23 protein-coding genes are annotated in these 25,276 nt (G+C 59.8%); 12 read left to right on the forward strand and 11 right to left on the reverse strand.

Annotated features, from left to right (window positions below):
- Positions 1–8: 8 nt before the first annotated feature.
- The 4 genes from C7534_RS14030 to C7534_RS14045 all read right to left on the reverse strand — a co-directional run bounded on the left by C7534_RS14030 (position 9) and on the right by C7534_RS14045 (position 3,815).
- A complete protein-coding gene (locus tag C7534_RS14030) occupies positions 9–1,088 on the reverse strand; it encodes an ABC transporter ATP-binding protein (RefSeq protein ID WP_109786112.1) in 1,080 nt (359 codons plus the stop codon).
- Positions 1,081–1,887, reverse strand: coding sequence for an ABC transporter permease (locus C7534_RS14035; RefSeq protein ID WP_109786113.1), 807 nt, complete (start codon positions 1,885–1,887; stop codon positions 1,081–1,083). Before C7534_RS14035 ends, C7534_RS14030 begins: the two co-directional genes overlap by 8 nt.
- On the reverse strand, positions 1,884–2,744 hold the full coding sequence (locus C7534_RS14040; protein WP_109786114.1) for an ABC transporter permease: 861 nt from the start codon (positions 2,742–2,744) through the stop codon (positions 1,884–1,886). The genes C7534_RS14035 and C7534_RS14040 overlap by 4 nt, the downstream gene beginning before the upstream one ends.
- 96 nt (positions 2,745–2,840) lie before the next feature.
- The gene (locus tag C7534_RS14045) at positions 2,841–3,815 is read right to left on the reverse strand and encodes a polyamine ABC transporter substrate-binding protein (protein ID WP_223525239.1); all 975 of its coding nucleotides are present in this window, start codon (positions 3,813–3,815) and stop codon (positions 2,841–2,843) included.
- Between the two features lie 273 nt (positions 3,816–4,088).
- Between C7534_RS14045 and C7534_RS14050 the strand changes: the two genes are divergently transcribed.
- Both C7534_RS14050 and C7534_RS14055 read left to right on the forward strand, forming a co-directional pair.
- Positions 4,089–5,021, forward strand: coding sequence for a GntR family transcriptional regulator (locus tag C7534_RS14050; RefSeq protein WP_109786116.1), 933 nt, complete (start codon positions 4,089–4,091; stop codon positions 5,019–5,021).
- 95 nt (positions 5,022–5,116) lie between these two features.
- A complete protein-coding gene (locus C7534_RS14055) occupies positions 5,117–6,400 on the forward strand; it encodes a nucleotide disphospho-sugar-binding domain-containing protein (protein WP_109786117.1) in 1,284 nt (427 codons plus the stop codon).
- A gap of 61 nt (positions 6,401–6,461) precedes the next feature.
- On the opposite strand, the gene C7534_RS14060 is transcribed toward C7534_RS14055, so the two are convergent.
- The gene (locus C7534_RS14060; protein WP_256594769.1) at positions 6,462–6,821 is read right to left on the reverse strand and encodes a cupin domain-containing protein; all 360 of its coding nucleotides are present in this window, start codon (positions 6,819–6,821) and stop codon (positions 6,462–6,464) included.
- A gap of 18 nt (positions 6,822–6,839) precedes the next feature.
- Complete coding sequence (locus C7534_RS14065; protein ID WP_109786119.1) at positions 6,840–8,237, reverse strand: NAD(P)/FAD-dependent oxidoreductase; 1,398 nt, start codon at positions 8,235–8,237, stop codon at positions 6,840–6,842.
- Between the two features lie 147 nt (positions 8,238–8,384).
- Here C7534_RS14065 and C7534_RS14070 point away from each other — a divergent pair, with 147 nt between their 5' ends.
- The 4 genes from C7534_RS14070 (at position 8,385) to C7534_RS14085 (ending at position 11,609) form a co-directional block, all read left to right on the forward strand.
- Positions 8,385–9,194, forward strand: a complete 810-nt coding sequence (locus C7534_RS14070) for a nuclear transport factor 2 family protein (RefSeq protein ID WP_109786253.1) — start codon at positions 8,385–8,387, stop codon at positions 9,192–9,194.
- Positions 9,195–9,536: 342 nt separating this feature from the next.
- Complete coding sequence (locus tag C7534_RS14075; protein ID WP_046031382.1) at positions 9,537–9,920, forward strand: tautomerase family protein; 384 nt, start codon at positions 9,537–9,539, stop codon at positions 9,918–9,920.
- A 28-nt stretch (positions 9,921–9,948) separates the two neighbouring features.
- Complete coding sequence (locus tag C7534_RS14080) at positions 9,949–10,548, forward strand: TetR/AcrR family transcriptional regulator (RefSeq protein WP_046031383.1); 600 nt, start codon at positions 9,949–9,951, stop codon at positions 10,546–10,548.
- A 101-nt stretch (positions 10,549–10,649) separates the two neighbouring features.
- A complete protein-coding gene (locus tag C7534_RS14085) occupies positions 10,650–11,609 on the forward strand; it encodes a 2-hydroxyacid dehydrogenase (RefSeq protein WP_046031384.1) in 960 nt (319 codons plus the stop codon).
- Between the two features lie 8 nt (positions 11,610–11,617).
- Here the strand turns inward: C7534_RS14085 and tssA are convergent, their stop codons facing one another.
- From tssA to C7534_RS14110, 5 genes are read right to left on the reverse strand one after another with little or no spacing between them, the layout of a single operon-like run.
- Positions 11,618–12,706 carry a type VI secretion system protein TssA gene (gene tssA, locus C7534_RS14090; RefSeq protein WP_109786120.1) on the reverse strand — a complete coding sequence of 363 codons (1,089 nt, stop codon included), beginning with the start codon at positions 12,704–12,706 and terminating at the stop codon, positions 11,618–11,620.
- Positions 12,703–16,524, reverse strand: coding sequence for a type VI secretion system protein (locus tag C7534_RS14095; RefSeq protein ID WP_109786121.1), 3,822 nt, complete (start codon positions 16,522–16,524; stop codon positions 12,703–12,705). The genes tssA and C7534_RS14095 overlap by 4 nt, the downstream gene beginning before the upstream one ends.
- Positions 16,521–17,288: a DotU family type IV/VI secretion system protein gene (locus C7534_RS14100; protein WP_109786122.1), complete on the reverse strand. Its 768-nt coding sequence runs from the start codon at positions 17,286–17,288 to the stop codon at positions 16,521–16,523. Before C7534_RS14100 ends, C7534_RS14095 begins: the two co-directional genes overlap by 4 nt.
- 18 nt (positions 17,289–17,306) lie before the next feature.
- The gene (tssK, locus tag C7534_RS14105) at positions 17,307–18,638 is read right to left on the reverse strand and encodes a type VI secretion system baseplate subunit TssK (RefSeq protein ID WP_046031388.1); all 1,332 of its coding nucleotides are present in this window, start codon (positions 18,636–18,638) and stop codon (positions 17,307–17,309) included.
- Between the two features lie 54 nt (positions 18,639–18,692).
- Positions 18,693–19,142, reverse strand: coding sequence for a hypothetical protein (locus C7534_RS14110; protein ID WP_046031389.1), 450 nt, complete (start codon positions 19,140–19,142; stop codon positions 18,693–18,695).
- Between the two features lie 228 nt (positions 19,143–19,370).
- Between C7534_RS14110 and tssB the strand changes: the two genes are divergently transcribed.
- From tssB to tssG, 6 genes are all read left to right on the forward strand, one after another.
- On the forward strand, positions 19,371–19,925 hold the full coding sequence (tssB, locus tag C7534_RS14115; RefSeq protein WP_046031390.1) for a type VI secretion system contractile sheath small subunit: 555 nt from the start codon (positions 19,371–19,373) through the stop codon (positions 19,923–19,925).
- 28 nt (positions 19,926–19,953) lie between these two features.
- Positions 19,954–21,435, forward strand: coding sequence for a type VI secretion system contractile sheath large subunit (tssC, locus tag C7534_RS14120; RefSeq protein WP_109786123.1), 1,482 nt, complete (start codon positions 19,954–19,956; stop codon positions 21,433–21,435).
- Between the two features lie 117 nt (positions 21,436–21,552).
- A complete protein-coding gene (locus C7534_RS14125; RefSeq protein ID WP_046031392.1) occupies positions 21,553–22,050 on the forward strand; it encodes an Hcp family type VI secretion system effector in 498 nt (165 codons plus the stop codon).
- Positions 22,051–22,065: 15 nt separating this feature from the next.
- Entirely contained in the window at positions 22,066–22,509 is a 444-nt protein-coding gene (tssE, locus tag C7534_RS14130; RefSeq protein WP_109786124.1) for a type VI secretion system baseplate subunit TssE, read from the forward strand.
- Positions 22,493–24,286: a type VI secretion system baseplate subunit TssF gene (gene tssF / locus C7534_RS14135; protein ID WP_109786125.1), complete on the forward strand. Its 1,794-nt coding sequence runs from the start codon at positions 22,493–22,495 to the stop codon at positions 24,284–24,286. Before tssE ends, tssF begins: the two co-directional genes overlap by 17 nt.
- Entirely contained in the window at positions 24,250–25,275 is a 1,026-nt protein-coding gene (gene tssG, locus C7534_RS14140; RefSeq protein ID WP_077432035.1) for a type VI secretion system baseplate subunit TssG, read from the forward strand. The genes tssF and tssG overlap by 37 nt, the downstream gene beginning before the upstream one ends.
- Position 25,276 lies beyond the last annotated feature (1 nt).

Genomic DNA, 25,276 nt, shown 5'->3' on the forward strand with positions numbered 1-25,276 from the left:
TTTATTGTTCAGCGCGTCAATACGCGGGCATGGCGGGCCTGCCAGCCCAACCGGATGTTCATGCCGATAGCAAAATGAGCAAATTCGAACTGCGAGGACGGCACGCGGACGATCAGCGCCTTGTCGCTGAGCGCCGTCAGCACATGCACGTTGGTGTCGAGGCCGTGATAAGCGATTTCGACGATTTTTCCGGTGACCTGATTGGCGCAGTCGCCCCCCTCCGCAGGCAGCACCTGCAAACGTTCCGGGCGCACGACGACAGCGACTTTCTGCCCTGGAATCAACGGTTCAACGGTTTCGACAGCCAGCTCCTGGCCGTTGACGCGCACCGTGTGTGCACCAGAGCGCACGCCTTCAAACAGGTTGCTGACGCCAATGAAATTGGCGACAAACCGGCTGTTGGGGTTTTCGTAGAGTTCAGTCGGACTGCCGCACTGGCAGACCTTCCCGCCATCGAGTACGGCCATGCGGTCCGACATCACCAGGGCTTCTTCCTGGTCGTGGGTAACGATGATGAAGGTGATGCCGCTCTCGAGTTGCAAGCGCTTGAGTTCAAGCTGCATTTTTTCCCGGAGTTTTTTATCCAGTGCGCCCAACGGTTCGTCGAGCAGCAACACCCGTGGGCGTTTGACCAGCGCCCGCGCCAGGGCGACGCGCTGGCGTTGACCACCGGAAAGTTGATCCGGCTTGCGCTCGGCCAACTCGCCCAGCTGCGCCGTGCTCAGCACTTCATCGACCCGGCGACGGATTTCCGCTTCCGGCAAACGCTCCATCTCCAGGCCGTACGCAATGTTCTTGCGCACCGTCATGTTGGGAAACAGCGCATAGGACTGGAACATCAGGTTCAGTGGACGCTTGTTGGCCGGCAGCGGCGAGATGTCCTTGCCGTCCAGATAAATGCAACCGGCGCTGGGCGTCTCGAAACCGGCGAGCATGCGCAACAGGGTGGTCTTGCCGCAGCCGGACGGCCCGAGCAACGCAAAGAACTCGTTCTCGCGGATGTTCAGTGACACCTCGTCGACCGCCAGACCGTTGCCATAAGACTTGCTGACCTTGTCCAGGATCAGTACCGCAGATGAGTTATTCATGGGTGCGAGGAGCCTTGTTGAGACGCTGCGAAGCCAGCAGCGCGGTAATGCTGACCAGCATCACCAACGTCGCCAGAGCATTGATTTCCGGGGTGACGCCAAAACGGATCATGGCGTAGATCTGCATCGGCAACGTGGTGGAAGCCTGGCCGGACCCGGAGTTGAAAAAGGCGATGATGAATTCGTCCACCGACAAGGTGAACGAGAGCAAACCGCCCGCCAGCACGCCGGGAAAAATCGCCGGCAACAACACCCGGCGAAACGTGGTGGCCCAGCTCGCGCCGAGATCGATCGAAGCTTCGAGGATCGAATAGTCGAAGTGTTTGAGGCGCGTGCGCACGACCGCGCAGACGAAGGCGATGTTGAACACGGCGTGGCTGATGATGATCGAGTGCAAGCCCAGCCCGACTTTGAGCAGGTTGAAGAAGCTCAGCAGCGCAATGGCCAGGACGATGTCGGGAATGATCATGGGCGCCATCAGCAGCGTGTCGACCACTTGCCCCTTGTCGTTGCCCTTGCGGCGCAGTTCGATGCCGAGCGCGAGGAATGTCCCTAGCACACAGGCAATGAAGGTCGCCGAGAGGGCCACGATCAGGGTGTTGAGCGCCGCCGACAAAATCGCCGAGTTATGCGCCAGCGCCACATACCACTTCAGCGATACGCCGCCCCAGGCCGTCGGTAATCCGGACTTGTTGAACGACAGCAGAATCAATACCAGGATCGGTACATAAAGGAAGGCATACACCAACCCCAGGTGCGTACTGAGTACGGTGCCGCTTACGGAACGAGACTGGCTCATGCGCGATCTCCTTCTGCGCGACGAGCAACCAGCGCCTGCACGAACAACAGAATCAGCATGATCGCGATCAGGAAGAAACTTAGCGCAGCGCCGAACGGCCAGTCCCGCGCCGTGAGGAATTGCGAGTAGATCAGGTTGCCGACCATCTGCACTTGCTTGCCGCCCAACAGGTCGGCGGTGATGAAGTTGCCGATGCTCAGGACGAATACAAACACCGCGCCAGCCGCCACACCGGGCACGCTCAACGGCAGGATGATCCGGCGAAAGGTCATCCAGCCCGAAGCACCAAGGTCTTTCGAGGCGTCCCAGAGTTCGTTATTGATGCGCGACAACGAGGAGAAAATCGCCAGGATCACAAACGGGATGTAGTTGTAGACCAGCCCCAGCACCACCGACGCTTCGGTGTACAGCAGGCTGATCGGTTCACCGCTATAGCCGAACAACTGCAGCATGCGGTTGATCAGGCCTTCGCGATTGAGCAGGACGATCCACGCATAGGTGCGGATCAGGTAGTTGCTCCAGAACGGCAGCATTACCAGAAACAGAAACACCGCTTGATGGCGCCGCGGAGCGCGGGCAATCGCGTAGGCCGCCGGATAGCCGATCAGCACCGCAAACAGTGTCGCCAGGCCGGCGATTTTGGCTGACTTGAGCAGGATCCCGAGGTACAACGGATCGAATGCGCGTTGGTAGTTTTCCCAGGTGAACAGCCAGTCGATGCCGCCGTAGGCACCGCGTTCGACGAAGCTGTAGACCAGCACCAGAATGCACGGCACCACCAGAAATATCAGCAGCCAGCCAAAGCCGGGCGCAAGAAGCCAGGCCGACAAACGCCTGTCAGCATGCAAAGCACTCATTACCCATATCCTCCCGCCCCGGAACAGAGGCGGCTTGCGAGCGTGGCGAGGCATGCAGGCATGCCTCGGTTTGATGCGGCTTACGGTTGTTGAGGCTTAGTTCTGCGCCGCCATGATTTCGGTGACGGCCCGGGTGTAGGCTTTCTGGGTGGTGCCGCCCAGATCGCGCAATTGCTCCATCTTCAACAACTCGCTCGGGGCGATGGTCAAGTTGGGATATTGCTTGAGCAGGTCAGCGGACAAACCGGCCATTGCGGCCTGGTTGGGGATTTTGTAGAGGATGTTTTCCGCAACCCATACGTGGTTTTCCTTGGCGAGCATGAAGTTGAGGAATTTGAACGCCTCCTCCTGATGCTTCGAGCTTTTCAGCACGACCATGGTGTCCACCCACAGATCGGAACCTTCTTTGGGCACGACGAATTTGATCGCCGCGTTGGCCTGGGTCCCGTAGTTGCACCAGCCATCCCAGGCGTGGGCCATCAGCGATTCGCCGGAAGCGAGTTTCGAGTAGAAGGTGGTGTCGTCGAAGGCGAGGATGCGTTTCTTGGTAGCGATCAACTGGTCGCGGACGGCGGCGACGTGGCTTGCGTCGTTGTCGTTGACCGACCAGCCCTTGGCCAGGAAAGCGGCGCCGAGCATCCAGCGGTCAGTGGCAAGCATCGTCACTTTGCCTTTGAGCGCATCGCTTGGGTTGAGCAGCTCATTCCAGCTGGTGGGCGCCGGCGTCACTTTGTCGGAGCGATAGCAGATACCGGTCGTGCCCCAGGTATACGGCACCGAGAAATGGTTGCCCGGGTCATATTCCAGCTGGGTGGCTTCGGGATAGAGGTTCTTGAGGTTGGGAACCTTGACCGGATCGATATCCGCCAGCAGACCCTGCTTGTGCAGGACTTCGGCGAACGGTGAGGAGACAAACACAACGTCATAGCCTTCACCGCCAGACGCCATCAGCTTGCCCATGATTTCTTCGTTGGTCGCGTGCAAAGCCTTGTCGATGTCAACGCCACTGGCCGCTTTGAACTTGTCCAGCGCATCCGGGGCCATGTAACCGTCCCAGATGGAAATCACCATATCTTTTGCACTTGCAGCCTGTGATGCGATCGCCAGGGAAACACTTAATCCCAGACACATAAGGCCTTTCAGCTTTCTCATAATACTCACCCGACGATTGTTTATTTTTGTGTTCGAAGGCAGTACGGCAAAAAGAGAAACAGTATTGGTGTTTTTTTTTAGAAATTAGGACCAGCATGGTTTTATGTCAACGGTTTTTTCGCGCCTGACGTTTTTGTGGTGCATGGCATAAGATGAGCACCTGAGTCGAAGCGACCAAAAGAGATAAGAAGCTTGAGCACAACACCCGAGAAAAAACCTCGCACCAATCACCTCGAACTCGCCCGGCGCATCCTGGAACACACCCAGGAAACCGGCCTGGTGGCCGGCGCCCCGGTGGCAGAACAAGCACTGGCCCGTACTTTTCAGGTGTCGCGCACACTGATTCGTGGCGCACTGAAAGTGCTGCTGGAAGAAAACCTGCTGAGCCATGAAGCCGGCAAAGGCTACCGACTGGCCGCACTGCCGACCGGCCAGCACTTCAACGCCGCATTGCCGCAAGCCGAGGAAGAGGAACTGGCAACCTCGGTCCTGCGCGACCGCATGGCCGGCCGCCTTGGGGACAGCATCAGCATCAGCGAACTGATGCGCCGCTACGACATCGGCCGGCCGGCGGCGCAAAAAGCACTGGCGCAACTCAGTGAAAGCCAGGCCATCGAGCGCGGCCCCGGCCAGTCCTGGCTGTTTCGCCCTTCGCTGAACAACCTCGCCGCACTCGAAGAAAGCCTCAAGTTCCGCCTGATCCTGGAGCCGGAAGCGCTGCTCAACCCCAACTTCAACGCCGACCCGCAACGTCTGTCCCTTTTGCGCAGCGCCATGCAGTTGTTGCTCGCGAGCCCGGTTGAGCACTTCGATATCCAACAGTTTCGCGAGCTGGACATCAGCTTTCATGAACTGATCGCCCAGAGTTGCGGCAACCGCTTTATCGGCGATGCCCTGCTCCAGCATCAGAGCCTGCGGCGCCTGCCGAATCTGCTGCCGACCGTCAGCGTGCATCGCCTGCAAGAAGCCCTGCGCGAACACCTGCAAATCATTGCGCACATCGAACGCGGACAACTGGAGATCGCGGCCGACGTGCTGCGCCTGCACCTGCGCCTGAGCGCCGCGCAGCGCCCGCAAACGGCTAATCGCGGCATCCCGCAGGGCCAGTCATTCGGGCGCCGTTGAGTTTCAAAAAATAGGATGATTTTTTTTATAAAATAAGACAGCATCCAGACATCTTCAGGATCGGCGGGCGTTACCCGCCATGGAATACCTCCGCCATGCACACACAAAAACTTATCGCCATGTTTCCGGAAGCCAGTTTCGGCGCGGCCTTGAACTGCATTGGGATCGCCCAATCGCTGCGTGAGCAGGGAGCAAAACCGGTCTTCATCTGCCACGAACACTTTCAGGGACTCTTCGCCGAGTACGGCTTCGACGAGTACCCGATCCCGCAAGCCAGCCCACTGTCGGCGGCGGAACATCAGCATTACTGGGAACGGTTCATAGAGCGCAACATTCCTTACTTCGACCAGACGCCACTGGCACAGATCGACAGCTATGTGGCGCCGGCCTGGGAAGCGATCATCGACACCGCCATCGAAGCGGAAAAACCGCTGCAACAGTTGCTCGGTCGACTGAAGCCGGACGTCATCGTCCTCGACAACGTGGTCATGTTCCCCGCCATCGCCAACGCCGGCTGCCCTTGGGTGCGCATGGTGTCCTGCGCCGAAACCGAGCTGCCGGATGCCGCCGTACCGCCGTATCTGTCGGGCTGCCTGGCCAGCGACAGGGACGGCCGTGAGCGGTTTACCGAGCATTACCAGAAAGTTGTCGCGCCGGCCCATGAACGCTTTTTGCAATTTCTCGCGAGCAACGGCACAGCGCCTTGCCCGCCTGGCCAGTTTCTTGTCGATTCGCCATGGCTCAACCTGCTGCTGTCGCCGACGCCGGTGCGTTATGAACGCCTGTTGCCGCTGGACTCGCAGCGCTATGTCTACCTCGACGGCTGTGTGCGGCGCGAGGCGCCTTACATCGTTCCAGGCTTTCCGCGGCACAACGACGCACCGCTGATCTACATCAGCTTCGGTAGCCTCGGGGCTGCCGACACCGGCATGATCAAGCGCCTGATTGGCACTATCGAACACCTGCCCTATCGCTTCCTGATCAACGTCGGTGCCTATCGGGACACGTACACCACCGTGCCCGACAACGTGTACCTGGACAGCTGGTTTCCGCAACCGGCCGTGCTCAAGGAATGTCAGCTGTTCATCCACCACGGCGGCAACAACAGTTTCTGCGAGGCGCTGTACTTCGGCTTGCCGTCTTTGATTATTCCTTACTGCTGGGACGGCCACGACAACGCCGCACGTGCCGAGGAAGTCGGCGTCGGCCGCTACCTGCCACGGTTCGCCGATCCGTTGTCGGCATTACCGGCGGCCCTCGAACAGTTGCTGAGCGATCAATCGATGAAGCAACGCCTCGAAGCCTTCAGCAAAAACATGCAGGCGACTCGCGGTACTGACATCGCCGCACGGGCAATCTTGGCGCTGCCCAACGCCTGACCCACCGCTTGCAGACTGGCTGATGCGGGAACCGGAAATGATTGCGCGGGTGGACGGAGGCTTAATCCCTGAGAATCATGAACACCTTGCGCACCGGTGTCAGGTTTTCCCACGTTCCCTTGAACCCTGCGGCGACGACAAATGTGGCGCCGGCCTTGAACTCCTGGCTGATGCCGTGGCTGTCGGTCAAACGCACATGCCCCTCGAGCAAATGGCAGAGCTCGTCGTAATCACACTCACAACGCTCCAGATGTTCGGGCGCCTCCCAGATGCCACCGGTGGCCTTTTTTTGCGGGTCCACGAAATGCCGCCAGCTCCGGCTGCGAAAGGGCACGTCGACCAGCGCGGGATCACTGGTTTCCAGCTCGACGACGGGCAAATCGGGGTTGGCAAAGTCGATGACGTGTTCGGGTTTACTCATGGTCATTGTCACTCCAGATCAAGAATCGAAACCGATGCCCAGCGCGTCAAACCCTTTGAGCAGCCAGTCGCGGTGCCCAGTCAGGTCTTCGCGGGCCAGCGAGCGCTGCGCCAGCGACACGCCCACGTAACGCAAGGGTTCGGGGGGAAACGGAAACGGCGCGGTCGAGGTCATCGCCAGTTTTGTGCGTTCAGTGGCTTTGCCTTCCAGCAGGTCGAGCAGGGTCAAGGCTGCGAAACGGCTGGCCGACACGCCCTGTCCAGTGAAGCCCTGGGCATAGGCAATGCGCCCGTTTGGCGAGGTGCCGCAGAACATAGTGGTGCGCGCCGAGGTGTCGATGATGCCGCCCCAGGCATGACTGAACGTGACATCCGCCAATGCCGGGAACGCCGATTGAAATTGTTGCGCCAGTGTCGCGAAGCTCTCGGGACGCTGCGTCAATGCCTCATCACGTCGGCTGCCAAAGTGATAGATGGCGTCGTAACCGCCCCAGAGAATCCGGTTGTCCTCGGTCTTTCGCAGGTAATGAAACTGATTGCCGCTGTCGGCAATACCGTAGCGCCCGACCCAACCGATGGCGCGCAATTGAGCATCGTCGAGGGGCCGGGTTGCCAGGGCATAGTCATAAATAGGGATGACCTTGGACTTCAGCGAGCCCAGCAACGGTGGCGCGATGTTGGTGCCCAGTGCGACCTTCGCTGCCTTGATGGTCCCCAGACCGGTTTCCAGTACTTGATGAAGACCGTCCTCGCGCAAGGTCGACACCGGCGAATGCTCGAACAACTGCACCCCGTGTGCGAGGCACACGCGGCGCAGTTCCGCGACCATTTTCACCGGGTTCAGCAACGCATAATTGGGTTCGAAAACCCCTGCGACATAGACCGGAGAATCGAGATACGACTTGAGTTCACTGCCTTCCAGATACTCGCAGGCGATACCAAAACGCGCATAGTTGCGCTGCATCGATTTCAGCCCATCGACCTGCCAAGGCTGACTCGCCACGTTCAACTTTCCCGAACGCTCGAAGCTTGCGTCCATGCCATAACACTGCAAATCCTCCTCGAATGCCACAAGGTTTTCCCGACCCAGCCGAACCAGTTGCTCTGCTTCCCTGGGCCAGCGTTTCAGTGCATTGGATACGCCATGGGAGATGCTCGGCGCGCAGAACCCGCCATTACGACCACTGGCTTCACCGCCACACTGCCCGGCTTCCAGCACCACGATCGTCGCGTCGGGCCAGCGCTGACGGGCAATCAATGCAGTCCATAACCCGACAAACCCGCCGCCCACAATGGCAATATCACACGATAACTCGCCGGTCTGTCTTGGCGCGGCGGGTGCATCCGTCCGGGTTTCCTGCCAGACAGGGTAAGGCCGGGCTTCAGCCAGAGAGCGGTTTTCAATCGGTAATGTCATGCACGCCTGCTCCAGAAAATTCATGGGCCGACGCTAAAGCAATGGCCGACGCTTTCACAGGCGCAAACCTCGCAGCGGACACGGGAGGAAAACCGGGGTTTCTGGAATACTCTTGGCTTCGTCCTGATCTTCGCCATGGAGTCCGTCGTGGAAGTACCTGATTTACCCACCACCCCCACCTTCCTTGCGGACCCGTCGAGTGTGCAAACTCATGAAGTGACTGTGCGTTATCACCAGGCCTGGAAGCGATGCGATCTGGACGGTGTGATGGCGCTGTATCACCCCGACGTCGAATACCACGATTTTTTCCAGAACCGCACCATCGACTATGCACAGCTGCGCGACTACCTCGGCGCAAGCATGCCGTCAGGATCAGAAGAGTTGCAGACCTACACCGATCGCCTGCGCATCGATGGCAACACCGCGTTCCTGCAGTACCGGGTGACGCTCAATGGCAGCGATGGCCTGGTTTCATTCAGTACGGTTGAAGCACTGACGGTGAAGGACGGGTTGATTGTCAAAGTCAACGAGCACGCGGTGCTGGTCACCCAGGCGCCAATGGTCATTCGCCCGGCGTACAGCGCTGACGCCGTCAGCCGGTTGGGGTTATCGGCTCGTCAGGTCGGCGCGCTGGCCAATGACCTGCAGCAGTACTTCGAGCGATCGAAGCCTTATCTCGATCCGCGACTTGATCTGTCGCTTGTCGCAGCGTCGACGGGTTATACACGTAACCAGATTTCGTTTTTTCTGAATCAGGTTCGAGGTCAGACATTTTATACATTTCTCAATGAGTTGCGGCTTGAGGAGGCGTTGGGCCGGTTGAACGAGCAACGTCATGCGGCGCGGATCGACGAGATTGCCAGTGCTGCGGGGTTTAACTCATTGTCGACTTTTTATCGGTGTTTCAAGGAGCGGACAGGGTGTTCGCCCAAGGGTTACTTGAAGCTTCTGATCTGACGGCCCACGCAAGCGGCGAGACATGCAACGGGAGGACCATAGTTTCCGGGCGCCCTATTAATCTGCGGCAATATCCGTCGGCCACTGTGGCCTTAATCTGAAACAGGCAACTGAAAGCATCCGAATCCGTGGACGCGGGAGGCCATTTCACCCTCCAAAAATTGTCGGAATTTTCCTCGATTATTTAGAAGCGCTCACCTGTTTAACTTCCGTGCTTAAAGACACTCTGTGTTACTTCCTGAAAGCTACATGGGTGTTTCATCGCCAAATAGCAGCTTTCCCTTGATAAAGGACACCTGTCATGTATTTTCAATTGACCGGCTGTCTATCTGGAGACACCCCATGCCACTGGTTCGCGTCGACATCAAAAAGCACCAAGACCCCACATTCGCCAAACGTGTTGGACAACTGATTTACGCTGCCATGCACAGCGCCATTGCCGTACCGGAGAACGATAATTTCCAGATTCTGGCGGAGCACGATGAACACCATTTCATCTTCGACCCCCAATACCTGGGCATCCAACGCACCGACAATCTGATCATCATCCAGATCACGCTGAGCGAAGGCCGTTCGGACGAGAAGAAAAAACTGCTCTACAAAACCATCGCCGAGAGTCTGAATCGCGAACTGGCCGTGCGCCTGGAAGATGTTTTCATTAATCTGGTGGAAGTGAAAAAAGAGAACTGGTCGTTCGGTAACGGGATTGCCCAGTACGCCCTTTGATTAAACCTTTTATACCTGTGAGCCACTGATGCCCCGAGTTTCCCGCAAGCAAGCCGACCTCAACCGCGAAATCATCGTCGAGGCAGCCACGCGGCTGTTTCGCGAACGAGGACTGCATGGCATCAGTGTCGTCGATGTCATGGGGGCGGCAGGCCTCACCCACGGCGGCTTCTACGGGCATTTCGAGTCCAAGGAAGCGCTGGCGCAGGAGGCCAGTGGCCGAGCGTTTGAACAATCGGCGGAGCGCTGGCGGGAGCGAATCAGCGATCACAAAGACGACAAGGACGCCGCACGCCGTGCGCTGATCGAGCCTTACCTGTCGCAGGACAGCCGCGACAATCCGGGTGACAGTTGCCCGGTGGCCGCCTTCGCCGGGGACATGTGCCACGAAGCGGCCGACAGTGGTTTGCGTCAGACCTTCATGGAGGGGCTCAACCGGTTGTTGAACGCCTACGGCACACTGTTGGATTCAGGCGATGCCCAAGCCGATCGGCAACAGGCGCTGGTGGAGTATTCGCTGATGCTCGGCGCCCTGACCCTCGCTCGCGCCAGTCGGGGCGATACGGTGTCGGATGAAATTCTCGACGCCGCCAGCACGTTTCTGACTGCAAAGCGTGCATCAAACTGAACAACCCCATGGCGATCCTCGGCCATTGCTAAACTGTCGGGGAATCAGCAATCTGAAGCGACATTCGAACCCCGACATTCCGATGCCCAAAGGAGCGCAGCATGCCCGCAACCGTTCTGGTACTGGTTGAAACCATCAATGATTACTTGCCGATTCTCGAAAATCAGGGTTTTCATCTGATTCTTGCCCCGACTCCAGCCGAGCGCGCTGCTGCCATTGGCCGGCATGGAGGTCAGATCGATGCGGTGCTGACCCGTGGGCCATTGGGCCTGTACGCCGATGAAATCAGCGCCCTGCCCAACCTCAAGATCATCTGCGTCATCGGCGCCGGTTATGAACACGTCGATTTGCAAGCCGCCGCCGACCGTGGCATCACGGTCACTAATGGTGCCGGCGTCAATGCGTCATCTGTCGCTGACCACGCCATGGCGATGCTGCTGGCACTGGTGCGCGACATTCCCCGTTGCGATGCAGCCGTGCGCCGTGGTGAGTGGCCGAAGATCATGCGCCCCTCCCTGGCCGGCAAGCGCCTGGGCATTCTCGGCCTTGGCGCCGTCGGCATGGCCATCGCCAAACGCGCTGCCAATGGCTTCGACATGACGGTGAGTTACCACAACCGCCAGCATCGCAGCGATGTGCCGTACACCTTTTGCTCCACCCCTACTGAACTGGCGCGCAACTCGGACTTTCTGGTTATCGCGGCACCTGGAGGACTGGGCACCAAACACCTGGTCAACAAATCCGTCCTCGACGCCTTGGGACCCAACGGGTTCCTCGTCAACATCGCCCGCGCCAGCGTGATTGTCACCACCGACCTGGTCAGCGCGCTTGAGCAACGACGCATTGCCGGCGCCGCCCTGGACGTGTTCGACGCAGAGCCGCACGTGCCCCATACGCTCAAATCGTTGACCAACGTGATCCTGACCCCGCACGTGGCCGGGCTTTCACCGGAGGCCACCCAGGGCACCGTTGAACTGGTCGGGAAAAATCTGGTGGCTTTCTTCAGCAACCAGCCGGTACTGACACCAATTGCCCTGCCTCTGCCTGTCGCCACCTGCTGAGTCGCTGACTAAAGGACGCCCAACAGCGTCCAGAGGCGACGAGACTCGGCATCCGCCGAGATCAACTCGCCCAGCAACTCGCTCAATGGCTTGTTGCCCCACTCCACACCGCGCCGGATCAAATAAGGGACGGGACTGTGGGGTTCGGTACGTGCCAGGTACTCGGCAATCAACAGCAACTGACGGTAGGCCTCGTCGCGACTCAACGGTTCACGAAACACCTGGGGCACCGGTGCCGCTTGCGGCGCGTCGTCATGTCCGGACGCCGCCACGGGCTGTACCTCCAGCGGCGCATCGGTTAACGGGCGTGGCTGCATGGCAATGAACTCCTGAACCAGTGTCAACAACGCCTCGATCACGTCTTGCAAGACTTTGAAGCCCGGCGCCTGGTTTCCCAGATAGGCATTGCACCATGTGTCGAGCCGTTGCAGATGTCGCAAGCTCGACAACAGACTGTCCTCACGGCGCAACCAGTGGGACAGCGGCGTGGCACGAATCAGTCCAGTGAGTTTTTTCTGTTCGCTGCGTGCTGTTTCCGCTGATGTTTTGGCCGCCTTGCTGTCATTGGCCAGTACCTGTTGCAACTGCAATCGCCGCCAGGCATCCAGGCAGTAACCGTCGAATTCACCACTTCGCGGTTCGAGCAACGGCGTGCGCGTCAGCAACACCTCACTGTAGCGTCGCGCCAGCCATTCAAGCGGAATCACCCGCCACGACTGATCACCGTCTTCGGCCAGAGGATGAAGGTGCTCGGGATAGCGCTCACATAAACCGGCGACCAGCGCGAGGCTGCCCGGCAATCCGTCCAGACCCTCCTGATGTAACCAGGCCTCACCGAGCCAGGCACACAGCATCAAGTCCTTGCTGCGCTCCAACAGCAACGTGGACGTCAGTTTTTCCAGTTCCGGCCACTGCGCCCGCTTGATCGACGACTGCCAGACGCCCGTAGGCAGACTGGTGTCGTCCTCGCGACGCAGTTCACGCGCCTGGTCGAACTCGCGCTCGTAGCGCAAGTCCTCGCCGCAAGGTGCTTGCTCGCTAATGGGTTCGAGCAGTCGGACAATCAGTTCCGGCAACGGTGGTGAAATCTGATTCAAAACCCCTCCTCCTCAGTCATGACCGTCGCGGACGCGGTCGACCTGGTTTGCATGAATGGAGAACGCGGGGCCCGGGTGGGCAGCGGTGGAATAGACAACGGCAGCTTCGCACCCTGGCTCATTAATGACAGGCGCATAAACATCAGCGTCTGTTGCGCCGTGCTGGTCTGCGCGGTCACCGGCAGGCGCAAAGCCAGTGGAAAATCGGTGAAATCCATATTGGGCTGGCGCTGCACGGACTGGTGCGCACGGATCAAGCGCAGCAATGACCACGGGCCGCCATATTCCCAATCGGCCTCAAAGTCACGCACCATCAGATTGGGCTGCAAGGGATCGTTGGCCGGACGTTGCGAGCCGTTTCTGGCCCAGCGCAAGGTCAGCCGGACCGGTTGCCCGACCATCCAGCGCAGGTTCGGCTGGGTTTCGCCCGGGTAATTGATCTGTTGATTGCCGGCATTCAAACCCCAGGCAATCACTTGATCGGCGCCCCGTTCCTCCTCGCGATCGGTTCGCCAGCGCACGTCCATTTCAACGCCAATGATGCCGCTCTTGTCTCGCACAAACAGCGGGTTTAACCATGTACTGGCCTGCTTCAGACGGTTGAGAAAATCTTCGGCGGCCACCCGTTCCGGCGTCTGGCTGAGCTGCAATCCGGCTTGAGCCACGGGCAGACGCTTGTCGATCAACTCGAGAAAATGCTGGACCCGGGCCGGGTCGGCGTCGGTGGCTTGCACGCCATTGGCAAACGGGAAGCGCTCGGCCAGGTACTGATTGAAATAATTGGCCAGGTCGTTCCATGCCGCTGCCGCTTGCTGTTGCTGCAGGAGCTGACAGCGTTGCATGGCGCTTTGTTGCAGGTCCAGCGCACGTAATGCCAAGGTCCCACGCCCACCGGACAGGTTGGCAGTTTGCAAAATCTGACCGCAGGACGTGGCGTCCATTTCGATGAAATCGCGGCTCACCAGCTGCTCGATCTGGGCCGGCGAGCTGGCAGGATTCTGGTCCTTGTACTTGAGCAGCTCTTCGTTGAGCGCACTGAATTGGGTAACGCGCTCGTAGTCCAGCGCCGAGAGATTCTGTTGCTGAGTCTTCAACCATTCCAGTGCTGAGGTGCGCCGCTCGGTAATCCCGAGCATGGTGTTGAATTGCTGCTTGAGGCTCAGCTTCAAATCCTGCACATCGCTGGCGCCGTACAATTGCAAGCCGAGGTTTTTCGAGCCATCCCACTGACTGATTTCACTGCGCCCGCCGAACAATGGCTGCGCGGTGATCTCCGCAAGACCGTCGACAACCTGAGCGATAGCGCGGCGGTTTAATGCGTTTTGCACTCGCATCGCCAAATCATTGCGGTGCACTTCGGCGAAGGCTTTTTGCAGGGCCACTGCTTGCGGTGCAAGCACATTGAAAACACCGTCGCCACGGGGGCGGTCGTTTTGATCCTTGAGACTCAACCACATGGCCTTGGCTGCCGCCGCTTCTGCCGCCTGAACCAATGCATCGCGATACGCCGGCGGGATACGCGGCAGCTCTTCGGCGGCATAACTCTTGTAGCTGGCAAAATAGTTCAGCGCCGTGCTGAGGTCATCGCCATCAACGCTTTGCCCCTCAATGGCATCGGCGGTCTTGTCTGCGCGCAAGGCGATGGCCACGAAATCGCGTTTGAACAGCGCCTGCACCGCGTTGTTCAACTGGCTGACATGCACTTGCAACGCCAGCTGCCCACTGCCTTGCTGGACCAGCAAGTTGCCTCTGGCCCCTGCCTGCGCGATCCATTGGTCACGAAAGCTTTGCTGCAACTTGGACGCTTGCTGATCCAGCTGTTGTTCAACCTGCGGGCCGAGCAAGCTGCTCTGGCGCACTTTATCCATCATCTCGCGATAACCCGGCACCAGGTCCTGCCCCTTACCGCGGCTCCAGGCGGAGTTGGTCAGGCCGACCAGCGCTTGCAGGTCATCGATCAATGCGCGCAAATCCTCAAGCTCCGTCAGGGAGTTGCCGCTGCCTGCCTCCAACCGTTCCAGATGCAACTTGAGGTAACCGGCCTGGCGGACAAAATTGTCAGCGAGAAAATACTGGTCAAGCCAACGCTCCATCAGCCCGGAAAAATTTTCCTCGATGACTTGCCGCTCCATGGCCAGGTCCAGCGGTTTCAAGTCGCCAGCATTGGCATCGAGCAACATCCGGTTGTAAAAACCGGCACGGGGCAAGCTGCCGACATTGAGGTTCAGGGACAAGGCGTTGTTGCTCAGCAACGCCAGGTCTTCGAGTGGGGCCTTGGGGTTGTTCAGCGCCTGATTGAACCATTGATTCTGCTGCTCAAGGCGCACCGCGCGCTCCACCAGGTCTTTGGCTTTGACGTAGTTTTGCCATTGGGCCGGGTCCTCACTTTCGACGTTGCCACGGCGCTCGGTGTTGCGGATGCCCTTGAGTTTCACCAGCTCCGCATTCAGCAAGTCGTGCAAGGGCTCCAATAAGTGGCTCTGGGCGGTCAGGCGCAGTTGGTTTTCCAGCTGCACATCCAGTGAAGAAAACCAGGACGTGGGAAACGCTACGGAAGTAAAGGTCCAGCGCGGGGCCTTTTCCAACACCCGCCAGAATCCCTGGACGTTGCGTCGTGTCGACTCCAGCCGATGCGACTCGTCGGTAACCGTCAGGTAGTTTTTCTGCGCACCTTGCAACAGACGCGACAGCTCATGCGCATCTTTGACAGAGTCCTGCCAGACCCAGAGCATGCTCGCGGCCCACACCACACCGACCACCAGCGCCACCACCCCCGTCAATCGCTGCCAACGCTGACGCAAGCGCAACAGGCGCGGTACCACTTGCGACAATCCCCGCTCGGCGACTACCCGGCGCTGCCACAATTGGCGGGCGAATGCACTTTGTTGCAACCCGGTGTCGTAGGCTGAAAATCCGTCCGGCGTGTCTTGCGTCGGTTGGTTAGCGGTGAAATAAACGCCACGAAAACGCGGCGCCTCACCTTGGGCATTGCCTTGGAACACCGGCTCCAGCACCGTTTGCAGATTGCGCCTCAGCGCCTCGATACGTTCCGGCAACCCGAACAGCTCGCCCTTCAAATGGCCCGACAATGTGCCGATTTCGATGATCGATTCCGCCAAGGCACGGTTAACCTGATCCAGCGCCTGATCGCTCCATTGCGCCTGCCAGGCTGACTCGGGGCCAAACGGTGTCGACCAGCCCAGCGTGCGTTCGCGGGCATCAACGGGCAGTGCCGTGATCAGCTCCTGAAACCCGGGCAGCTCTTCCATACCGGTGATCACGACATACACCGGCAAGCTCAGGCCGAATCGTTGCAGCACGTCGATGAAGCGCCGACGGGCCGCCAGACCGAGGCTCGCGGCCAACTCGACATTGCCCAATCGACTGACCGGGACCGTCCAGATCACCCCGTCCAGTGGTCGTTTGCTGCGCAAGCGCAAGATCAATCCCAGCAAACGCCACCAGCCGCCTCGTTGCAGGTTCATGCCTTCTTCCGGCAAAAACAGCGCCTGTGGCACCACCAACACCGCACCTTCGGGGTCCGACCACCAGCGCCCGAACCAGGCGGGTTTGTCGGTTGGTTGCAGACGCCACTGGCTGCACAATTGAGTGCCCTGGGTTTCGTCGCCGAGCATCAGTAACCACGGGATCTGATACCGGTCCTGAGCGCCCTGCTCCTGCTCCATATGGCGGACCGAGGTATAAAAACTGCGGACCGCCGCCCCGCTCTGGGTGCGCAACCACCAGACCACGGCCCCGATGATAATCAGCAGCAACAGCAACCCAATGATCAGACTCACCCACCCCAACGCGCTCATGAGTCTTGCTCCGAGGTGCTGACCGAGTCGGTCATCTGCAACACCGGATCAAGCTCCTGGCGGATGTCACGCCAGAAAAACTGCCCCAGCCCTGTCAGTATCAGGACCATGGCGAGAATCCCCACGCCAAGCCGAAAACCATCCGGTAACGATTGACGTACCGGCAACTGCACCGGTGGCACCGCAGAGGGTTGCTGAAGCCGGGCGCTGACATCGGCATAATCAGGTTCGTGCTGCCAGGCAAAGGTAAACAACGCCAGACGCAGTTTTTCATGCCGCGATTGCCCCAGCTCACCACGCATGCGCCCCTCAAATCCCAACACCAGGCACTGCAAATAGACATTGGCCAGATCGCGGGTAGCGGGAATCTGTTCGTCCAGCAGAGCCTTGATCGCCAGCGGCAATTTTTCACCGGCCTGACGGCTGGCGTACATCCGCGATTCCAGCGGCTTCTCCTGCCACACGGACTGGCCCGGCCAGGGTGTAAACAACAGCGTTTCGTCGATCAACGCGACAAAGGCATAGACCAGCGCCTTGACCTGGTCGGTCGCCGCATCACCGACCCGGGCGTATGCCGTTCGCCACAGCCGCTGGGAGATTTGCGTCGACAGATCGACCACCGCTTCCACCAGCGCGTCATCGTCGCTGTCCTTGGGCAACTGATTCCATTCCTGGGACCATTGCAACCAGGCCTCGCGAAAGGCGCTGCTCAGTGGCGCCTCACGAAGGCTCCGTGTGCCCGTCCCGGCATTTCCCTCAGACATTCGACGCCCCTTCCTGGATCAAGCACCTTCACTCGCCTGGGCCACAAACAACACCACTTGCCATGGACTGCTCGCCGGTTTTGAGGCCGGCGCGGCAATCAGTAACGGCAATTGCCCGTCGAACCATTGGCCATCGGCCGTCACCACAAACAATCGCGTGTCCTCGCCGACGCTGTAGGCCACTTGCTCGTTGCGGCTCATGGCCTGGTGGGGCAAACCGCTCATGCGTTGCCGGCTCAACAACGTAATATGCGGCGCCGAGGCAATGATCGCCCCACTCAGCCATTCGCTGGCCGCCTGCTCGCTGGCACCGTTGGGCATGCGCAAACCGATGACCAGACGCTGGCTCGGCTGATCGTCGGGCAGTTGAATCGAGAAGCTCTGTTCGCTGCGTTCAAACGGCACACTGCGATAGCCGGCGCGAATCAGTTCCAGGGTTCTGTCGAGCCAGTCGAGGACCGGCTCATAGCCTTGTTGCAGCTCCAGAAAGTCCAGCGGGGCAAAGGGCGGCACGCCCGCCAGCGGGTCCAGGGCCGACCAGGCTCCCGCCAGCCCGAGCAACACCCCGTATAACGCCTGTGGCGATGCCAGTCGGCTGTTCAACGTTCCTTCGACCTCCGGCAGACGCGCCCAAAGCGCCGTCAACTGGCGACGAATTTCCATCGCATCGTCCTGATTTCCGGCCTGTTGCGCCTGGCGCAAACGGCCGGCGAGGAACATGCATTTCTCTCGCGTCCTGGCGCACAGCCCGGCGACCCGGCGACCCAACACCGATTCCGGCGACAGGCATGGCGTGGGCGGCGTGTAGGGCAAGGACAGAAAACCACCGCCCTCCTTGCGAATTTTCAGCAGAGGCAAGCAAACGGAATCGGCCTTGTTCAACTGCGTGCACAAACGCGGGTTCGGCCGCCACACCGTGATCGACTCGGGGTACTCGCCGCTGGTCAAATCCGGCAACGCATCGCCGACCACCGATTGCAGTCGCCCTTTGAGCGGCAACAACTGCCCGGCACGCCACAATGGGCTGACGGCGAGATACACCGTCACCGTGGCGTTCTGCGAGGCGTTGACCGCTTCGCTTATATCGAGCTCCAGTGTCGGCCCGACACCCACCTGCACATTGACCGGCAGGCCGTCCGGCATCGTCGCTTGCAGACTGACCAGGCGCACCAACCCGGCACTCAGTGCACCGGGGTCGAATTCCACCCGGCTCACCCCCCAGAACCACGGATTGCAGGCCTGGGCAAAGTGCGCCACCAACGCTTCGGCGCGCAACCCTTGCAACTGGAAATGCTGGGGCAGCAACTGCATGCCTTCGTGCCAACAAACCGCGTCAGGTAACAGGCTCATACGACTCCCTTCGACGTCTACATCACCGCGCAAAACGGCGCACTGACAATGGGTTCACTGCGCAGTGTTGTTGACCAGCGTCATCTCGCGGCTGTCGAACTTGAGCCAGGCATCGCTCTGATCATCGAGCCGTAATCGGTGTGCTCCGGGAGTGTTATAGCTGGCGAAGACCAAAAGTCCAGTCGCCCGCTTGCCCCCCAGCGGGAAGGGTTGTTTGTCGATGAACTGGCCGGGGACCAGCTCCAGCCCCCACACCGTTATCAACTGCCGATAGTCGCGTTGATATTGATCACGCTCGGCAAACCACTGCCGCGCCGTGATGCCGGACAACTGCTTGAGCAAGTCCGGGTCGTTCACGGCGATGAAATCCACAGCGATCGGAGTGTCGTCGTTGGCCTTGGGCGCGACGTCCAGGGTCAGGTTGTCGAGGTCCACCCGAGGCCCGAAAAACGAGCACCCGGATAGGGTCAGGAACAGGGCGAAAGCAAAAAAACGTGCAAACAAAGTGAATTGTCCTTTTCTCGAGGCGGTCCAAGATTGTTTTTCGCTTGCTTTTTTATAGACCTGTTCTAGCGTCTTGGGTAGTTCGGCCCCCCTATGCCGAATGTGGAAGGTTTGTCAAAGGAACGACAGGTCCATCTGCCACCCTTTCTAACCTACGGTCCAGCAAGGGAAAGCGATGAACGGGCCTCCCGATGCATTGCGCCCGCTCATGCATCGGAGTCAGCCAACATGGCAGAAAGTACTCAGCACAAGCTCGACAGGGTCCGCCCGCCAAGGGTGCAAATCACCTACGACGTCGAAATCGGCAACGCCATCGAGAAAAAAGAATTGCCGTTGGTCGTCGGAATTCTGGCCGACCTTTCCGGCAAACCACTCGAGCCACTTCCCAAGTTGAACGAACGGCGCTTCACCGAGATCGACCGCGACAACTTCAACGAAGTGCTCGCCTCTATTGCCCCGCGCGCCACCTTGCAGGTCACCAACACGCTCAGCGGTGACGAGAGCAAGCTCAACATCGAACTCAACTTCAAACACATCGACGACTTCGACCCGGTCAAGGTGGTCGAGCAAGTGACCCCGTTGCGGCGTCTGTTCGAAGCCCGTCAGCGTTTGCGTGACCTGCTGACCAAACTCGACGGCAACGATGACCTGGACAAGCTGTTGCGCGACGTCATCGCCAACACCGAAGGCCTGCAAGAGATCAAGTCTGCGCGCCCGGAAACCGCTCCCCCCGCAGGTGACAGCGAAGCACCGAGCGATGCCCCCGATCAACCGCAGGCCTGATCACTTATTCACTTAAGGAGACGTCGCCATGCCCGCTTCAGCCAGCGCCAACACCAGTGAAAGCACTACTCAAAGCCTGTCCTTGCTCGACCGCATCATCGCCGAAGGCCGCATGGCCCATGACGATAGCCAGCAGAACTATGCCCGCGACATGCTCGCGGAGTTCGCCACCCAGGTTCTCGACGAAGGCATGGCCATCGACAAGGACACCGTGGCGATGATCAACGACCGCATCAGCCAGATCGATGAATTGATCAGCGCGCAACTCAATGAAGTCTTGCACCACCCCGACTTACAGAAACTCGAAGCCTCCTGGCGCGGCTTGCACCTGTTGGTGCAAAACACCGAAACCAGCTCCAGGCTCAAATTGCGCTTGCTGAATGTGACTCAGAAAGAGCTGCAGAACGACCTGGAAAAAGCTGTCGAGTTTGACCAGAGCGCGCTGTTCAAGAAGATCTACGAAGAAGAATACGGCACCTTCGGTGGCCACCCGTTCAGCCTGCTGGTGGGTGACTACACCTTTGGCCGTCACCCGCAGGACATCGGCCTGCTGGAGAAACTGTCGAACGTCGCCGCAGCGGCGCACGCCCCGTTCATTGCCGCCGCCAGCCCACGACTGTTCGACATGAACAGCTTCACCGAACTGGCCGTGCCACGTGACCTGTCGAAAGTCTTCGAGAGCCAGGAACTGATCAAATGGCGCTCGTTCCGTGAAAGCGAAGATTCGCGCTACGTGTCGCTGGTGTTGCCGCATTTCCTGCTGCGCCTGCCGTACGGCCCGGACACCTCGCCGGTCGAAGGCATCAATTACGTTGAGGACGTCAACGGCAGCGACCACGGTAAATACTTGTGGGGCAACGCCGCCTGGGCCTTGTCGCAACGCATCACCGAAGCCTTCGCCAAGTACGGCTGGTGCGCGGCGATTCGCGGGGCCGAAGGCGGTGGCGCAGTCGAAGGTTTGCCAGCCCACACGTTCCGCACCACCTCCGGCGACTTGTCACTCAAGTGCCCGACTGAAGTGGCAATCACCGATCGCCGGGAAAAAGAGCTCAACGACCTCGGTTTCATCGCCTTGTGCCACAAGAAAAACAGCGACGTGGCGGTGTTTTTCGGCGGCCAGACCACCAACAAATCCAAGCTGTACAACACCAACGAGGCCAACGCCAACGCGCGGATTTCGGCGATGTTGCCTTACGTGCTCGCCGCCTCGCGTTTCGCGCACTACCTGAAGGTGATCATGCGCGACAAGGTCGGCAGCTTCATGACCCGTGACAACGTGCAGACCTACCTCAACAACTGGATCGCCGATTACGTGCTGATCAACGATAACGCGCCGCAAGAAATCAAGGCGCAGTACCCGTTGCGTGAAGCCCGTGTGGATGTGACTGAAGTCGCCGGCAAGCCGGGCGCCTACAAGGCCACGGTGTTCCTGCGGCCACACTTCCAGCTGGAAGAGCTGACCGCCTCGATCCGCCTGGTCGCCACCCTGCCGCCACCGGTAGCCGCCTGACCACTGACCCGTGGCGAGGAGGCTTGCTTCCTCGCCACGGGGCTCAATCGGTGGCTCGACTGATCGGCATGGGCGTTCACCCCACTTAATTGCGATAACCTTCAGGAGTTTCATGCGATGGATGCAATCATTCTCGACCTCGGCGGCGACATCAAAGGCGACAGCCTGCTTGAGGGCTATAAGGACAAGATCGAAGTCATGTCCTACAGCCACAACGTGGCCATGCAGGTGACCAACGATGTCAGCAACTCGGAACGGACTTCCGGCAAGCCACACATAGGTGAGTTCACGTTGACGAAGTTCGTCGACAGCTCGACTCCGTCTCTGAACGAATATTGCTGCGCCGGCAAACCGATTCCGGAAGCAAAGGTCATCATCGGTCGCAACGCGGCTGAAGGCAGCGGCCAACTGATGCCGTTCATCATCTACACCCTGACCAACGTGGTGCTGTCCAACGTAAGCGTCAGCGGCGGAACGGGTGGCAAACCGGTGGAAACCCTGTCCCTGAACTTCACCAAGATCAAATGGGAGCTGACTGCGCAAAAGGACGACGGAACCAAGGAAGGCACGGCCGCCTCGACCTGGGATCTGGCTGCCAACAAGCTCGTCAAGTAAGCGCACGCGTCGGCCATGGCTGGCAGCCGCTTCCTCCCGCCGCTGTTCGAGCGACTCGCCTCAAGCGAGGTCGACACGCTGCGCGTGTTCGACCTTCAAGGCCTGCTCGACTCGGTCCGCACGGAACTGCTGCGCCTGTTCAACACCCGACGCGGTCCACACGCGCTCACCTCACCGCCGAGCATTCTCGACTACGGCATCGCTGACTGGACCGCCCTGCAACAGCAACGCAGCGATGACCGTCGTCAGTTGGCGCGGGACGTGCGCGAGGCCATTACCCATTTTGAGCCGCGCCTGCGACTGGGCGAAGTTCAGGTCGAGCCAGTGCCCGGTCAACCGCAGCAACTGAGGATTCGGTTGGTCGGGGAGCTACGCAGTGGCCGTCAGCACTGGCCGGTGGCCTTTTTTATCGAGCGGGTCAGCGATGGCCTTGAGGTGCGTCATGAGCGACTCGATTGACCCGCAACTGCTCGACTATTACCAGAAGGAACTGACCTGGTTGCGCCATGCGGGAAGTATTTTCGCCGAACGTTACCCCAAGGTTGCCAGGCGCCTGGAGCTGTCTCCCGGGGAATGCCCCGACCCGCACGTCGAACGGCTGCTGGAGGGTTTTGCGCTTCTGGCGGCGCGCCTGCAACGGCGACTGGATGACGACTACGCCGAATTCAGCGATGCGCTTCTGGAACAACTGTATCCATTGGCGATGCGCCCCCTGCCATCTTGCGCCATCGTGCAATTCGAACCGGACCCCAGCAAAGGCAATCTGGACGACGGTTACCCGTTGCCCCGCGATACGCCATTGTTCGTCACCACCAGCAAAGGCGAAAGCATCCATTTTCGCACCACTGCGGCGGTTCGTTTGTGGCCATTGGAAATCAATGAAGCATTGATGTTGGGCAGCGAAGAAGCCCAGGCCCTGACGGGCGTCGCTCAGGCTCGTTCGGCGCTGCGTCTGGGCCTGCGTTGCCTGGGCGACAGTCAATGGTCAACGCTGGGCATCGAACAATTGCGTATCCACCTGAGCGCCTCGCCGGTGATCAACGCTTGTCTCTATGACCTGCTCGGTGCTCATGCCGTGAAGGTGCTGGCCGGCCCCATCGGCAGCGTGCCGAAGGGGCTTGAGGGGCTGCCACACATCGTCGGTTTTGCCAGCGATGAAGTGTTGCTACCAGACGAGGATGGCGTGCACCCTGGCATGCGCTTGTTAGCCGAATACTTTGCCTTCCCAGACAAATTCAACTTCTTTGATTTGCCTCTGGCCGGTGTCACCAGCGATCACCAGGCCCTGTATGTGTACATCGTCTTTGACCGTGCGCCGAGCAATCGAATGCACCTTCAGGCCAGCGATTTTGCACTGGGCTGCACGCCGGTGATCAACCTGTTTCCGCGAACCTCAGAGCCACTGCGTCCGGACGGCACCCGCAGCGAATACCGCCTGGTGGCCGACAGTCATCGGGAAAACAGCGTCGAGATCCATAGCATCCGGGCGATGCGGGCCAGCACCCGCCAGGGCGTACAGCGAGTACCGGCCTATTACGGCAGCCAGCACAGCGGAAACGATAAACAGTGTTACTGGCACGCCCGGCGCGTTAGCGGCATGACCCCGAATCGCCTCGGCACTGACCTGTTGCTGAGCCTGGTGGATACCCGACTCGACCCGCTGACGGACGCCATCGAATACAGCCTCACCGCCGAACTGCTCTGCACAAACCGACACCTGGCTCAGAGCCTTCCCGCCGGCACGCCGTTAGGCTTTGAGCGTCCGGGCCCGGTAGCCTGGGCGCGCCTGCGCAATCCTCCAAGCCCACAGAGTTTGCCGCGCCTGGACGGAGAATCGCGTTGGCGGCTGGTGTCGCAACTGAGCCTCAATCATTTGTCGCTGGTCGAAGGGCCACAGGCTCTGGATGCACTCAGGGAAATTCTGCAATTGCACAACCTGCGTGACGAGGCCAGCGCCTGGCGACAGATCGAAGGCTTGCGTGGCCTCGGTTGCGAACGGGTCATCGCCCATGTCGGCGAAGACGCCTGGCGCGGCTGGCGCAATGGACTTGAAGTGCGGTTACAGCTTGATCCGCAGCATTTCGTCGGCAGCAGCGCGGTGTTGTTTTCAGCGGTACTGGCGCAATTCTTTTCGCTCTATGCCACCGCCAACCGCTTTGTGCGCACGGTACTGGTTCAATCAGACAAGGAGGTCAAAGCATGGCAACCCCAAGCCGGCATGCCGCTGTCCCTCTGAGCCTGAGCCAACGACTGCGTCAGGAACCCCAGGCGTTCGAATTGTTGCAGGCGTTGTTGCTGCTGGAACGCGAACACCCGCAGGCCGAATCGCTGGGCAGCGGCACCGCCCCGCAAGCGGAAGCACTGCGTTTGCGGGGGCCGTTGACGCCACTATTCTCGGCCAGTGAAATCGAAAGCCTCACCCAGGAACCCGGCCAGCAGCCGGTCCTGAGCACACCGGTATTTGGCCTTGGTGGCCCCGACGGCCCCCTGCCCTACGCCTATCAGGAATGGCTGCAGCAACGGGCACGGGCCAAGGATCATGCCCCCGCCGAATTCCTTGACCTGTTCCAGCATCGACTGCTGAGCCTGCTGTACAAAGTGATGCGCAAACACCGGATCGCCGCAGGTTTCACCGCACCCGGAGTCTCCCCGGTGCAGGTGCAATTGCGGGCACTGACCGGACTGCTGCCCAAAGCGTTGCAGGAACGACAGGCCATCCCCGATTGCGCCGTGCTGGCGTGCACCGCCCTGTTTACTGATGGACGCCGCTCCCTTGCCGGATTTGCCGCGATCATACGTGAGCAGTTCGAACTACCCGTAGAGCTCAGTGCCTTTCAAGGTGCCTGGCGCGAGATCCCGCCCGCCAGTCGCAGCCGCTTGCAACCGGGTGGGCGCAATCTGCAATTGGGCGTCAGCGCAGTGGCCGGCACTCGGGTCTGGGATGAACACGCAGGTTATCGCCTGACCCTCGGCCCGCTGACGTCAGCCCAGGCCGCGCGGTTTCTGCCCGATGGCGAATCTCATGCTGCGCTCGCCAGCCTCAGCGCCCTGTATTTCGGTCCGGATCTGGATTGCACGCTGGTGCTGCTGGTACGTGGCGCCGGCCCAATGAAACTTGGACGTCAAGCGCCTCCAGTGCTCAGTTGGAATGGCGGTCTGCAACGTCAGGCCAGCCTTGCCGTGCAACGGATCACCATCGGCCTTCGTCAGCCGGAGATCACCTGAA

Source organism: Pseudomonas sp. OV226 (assembly GCF_003148705.1).
Lineage (GTDB): Bacteria > Pseudomonadota > Gammaproteobacteria > Pseudomonadales > Pseudomonadaceae > Aquipseudomonas.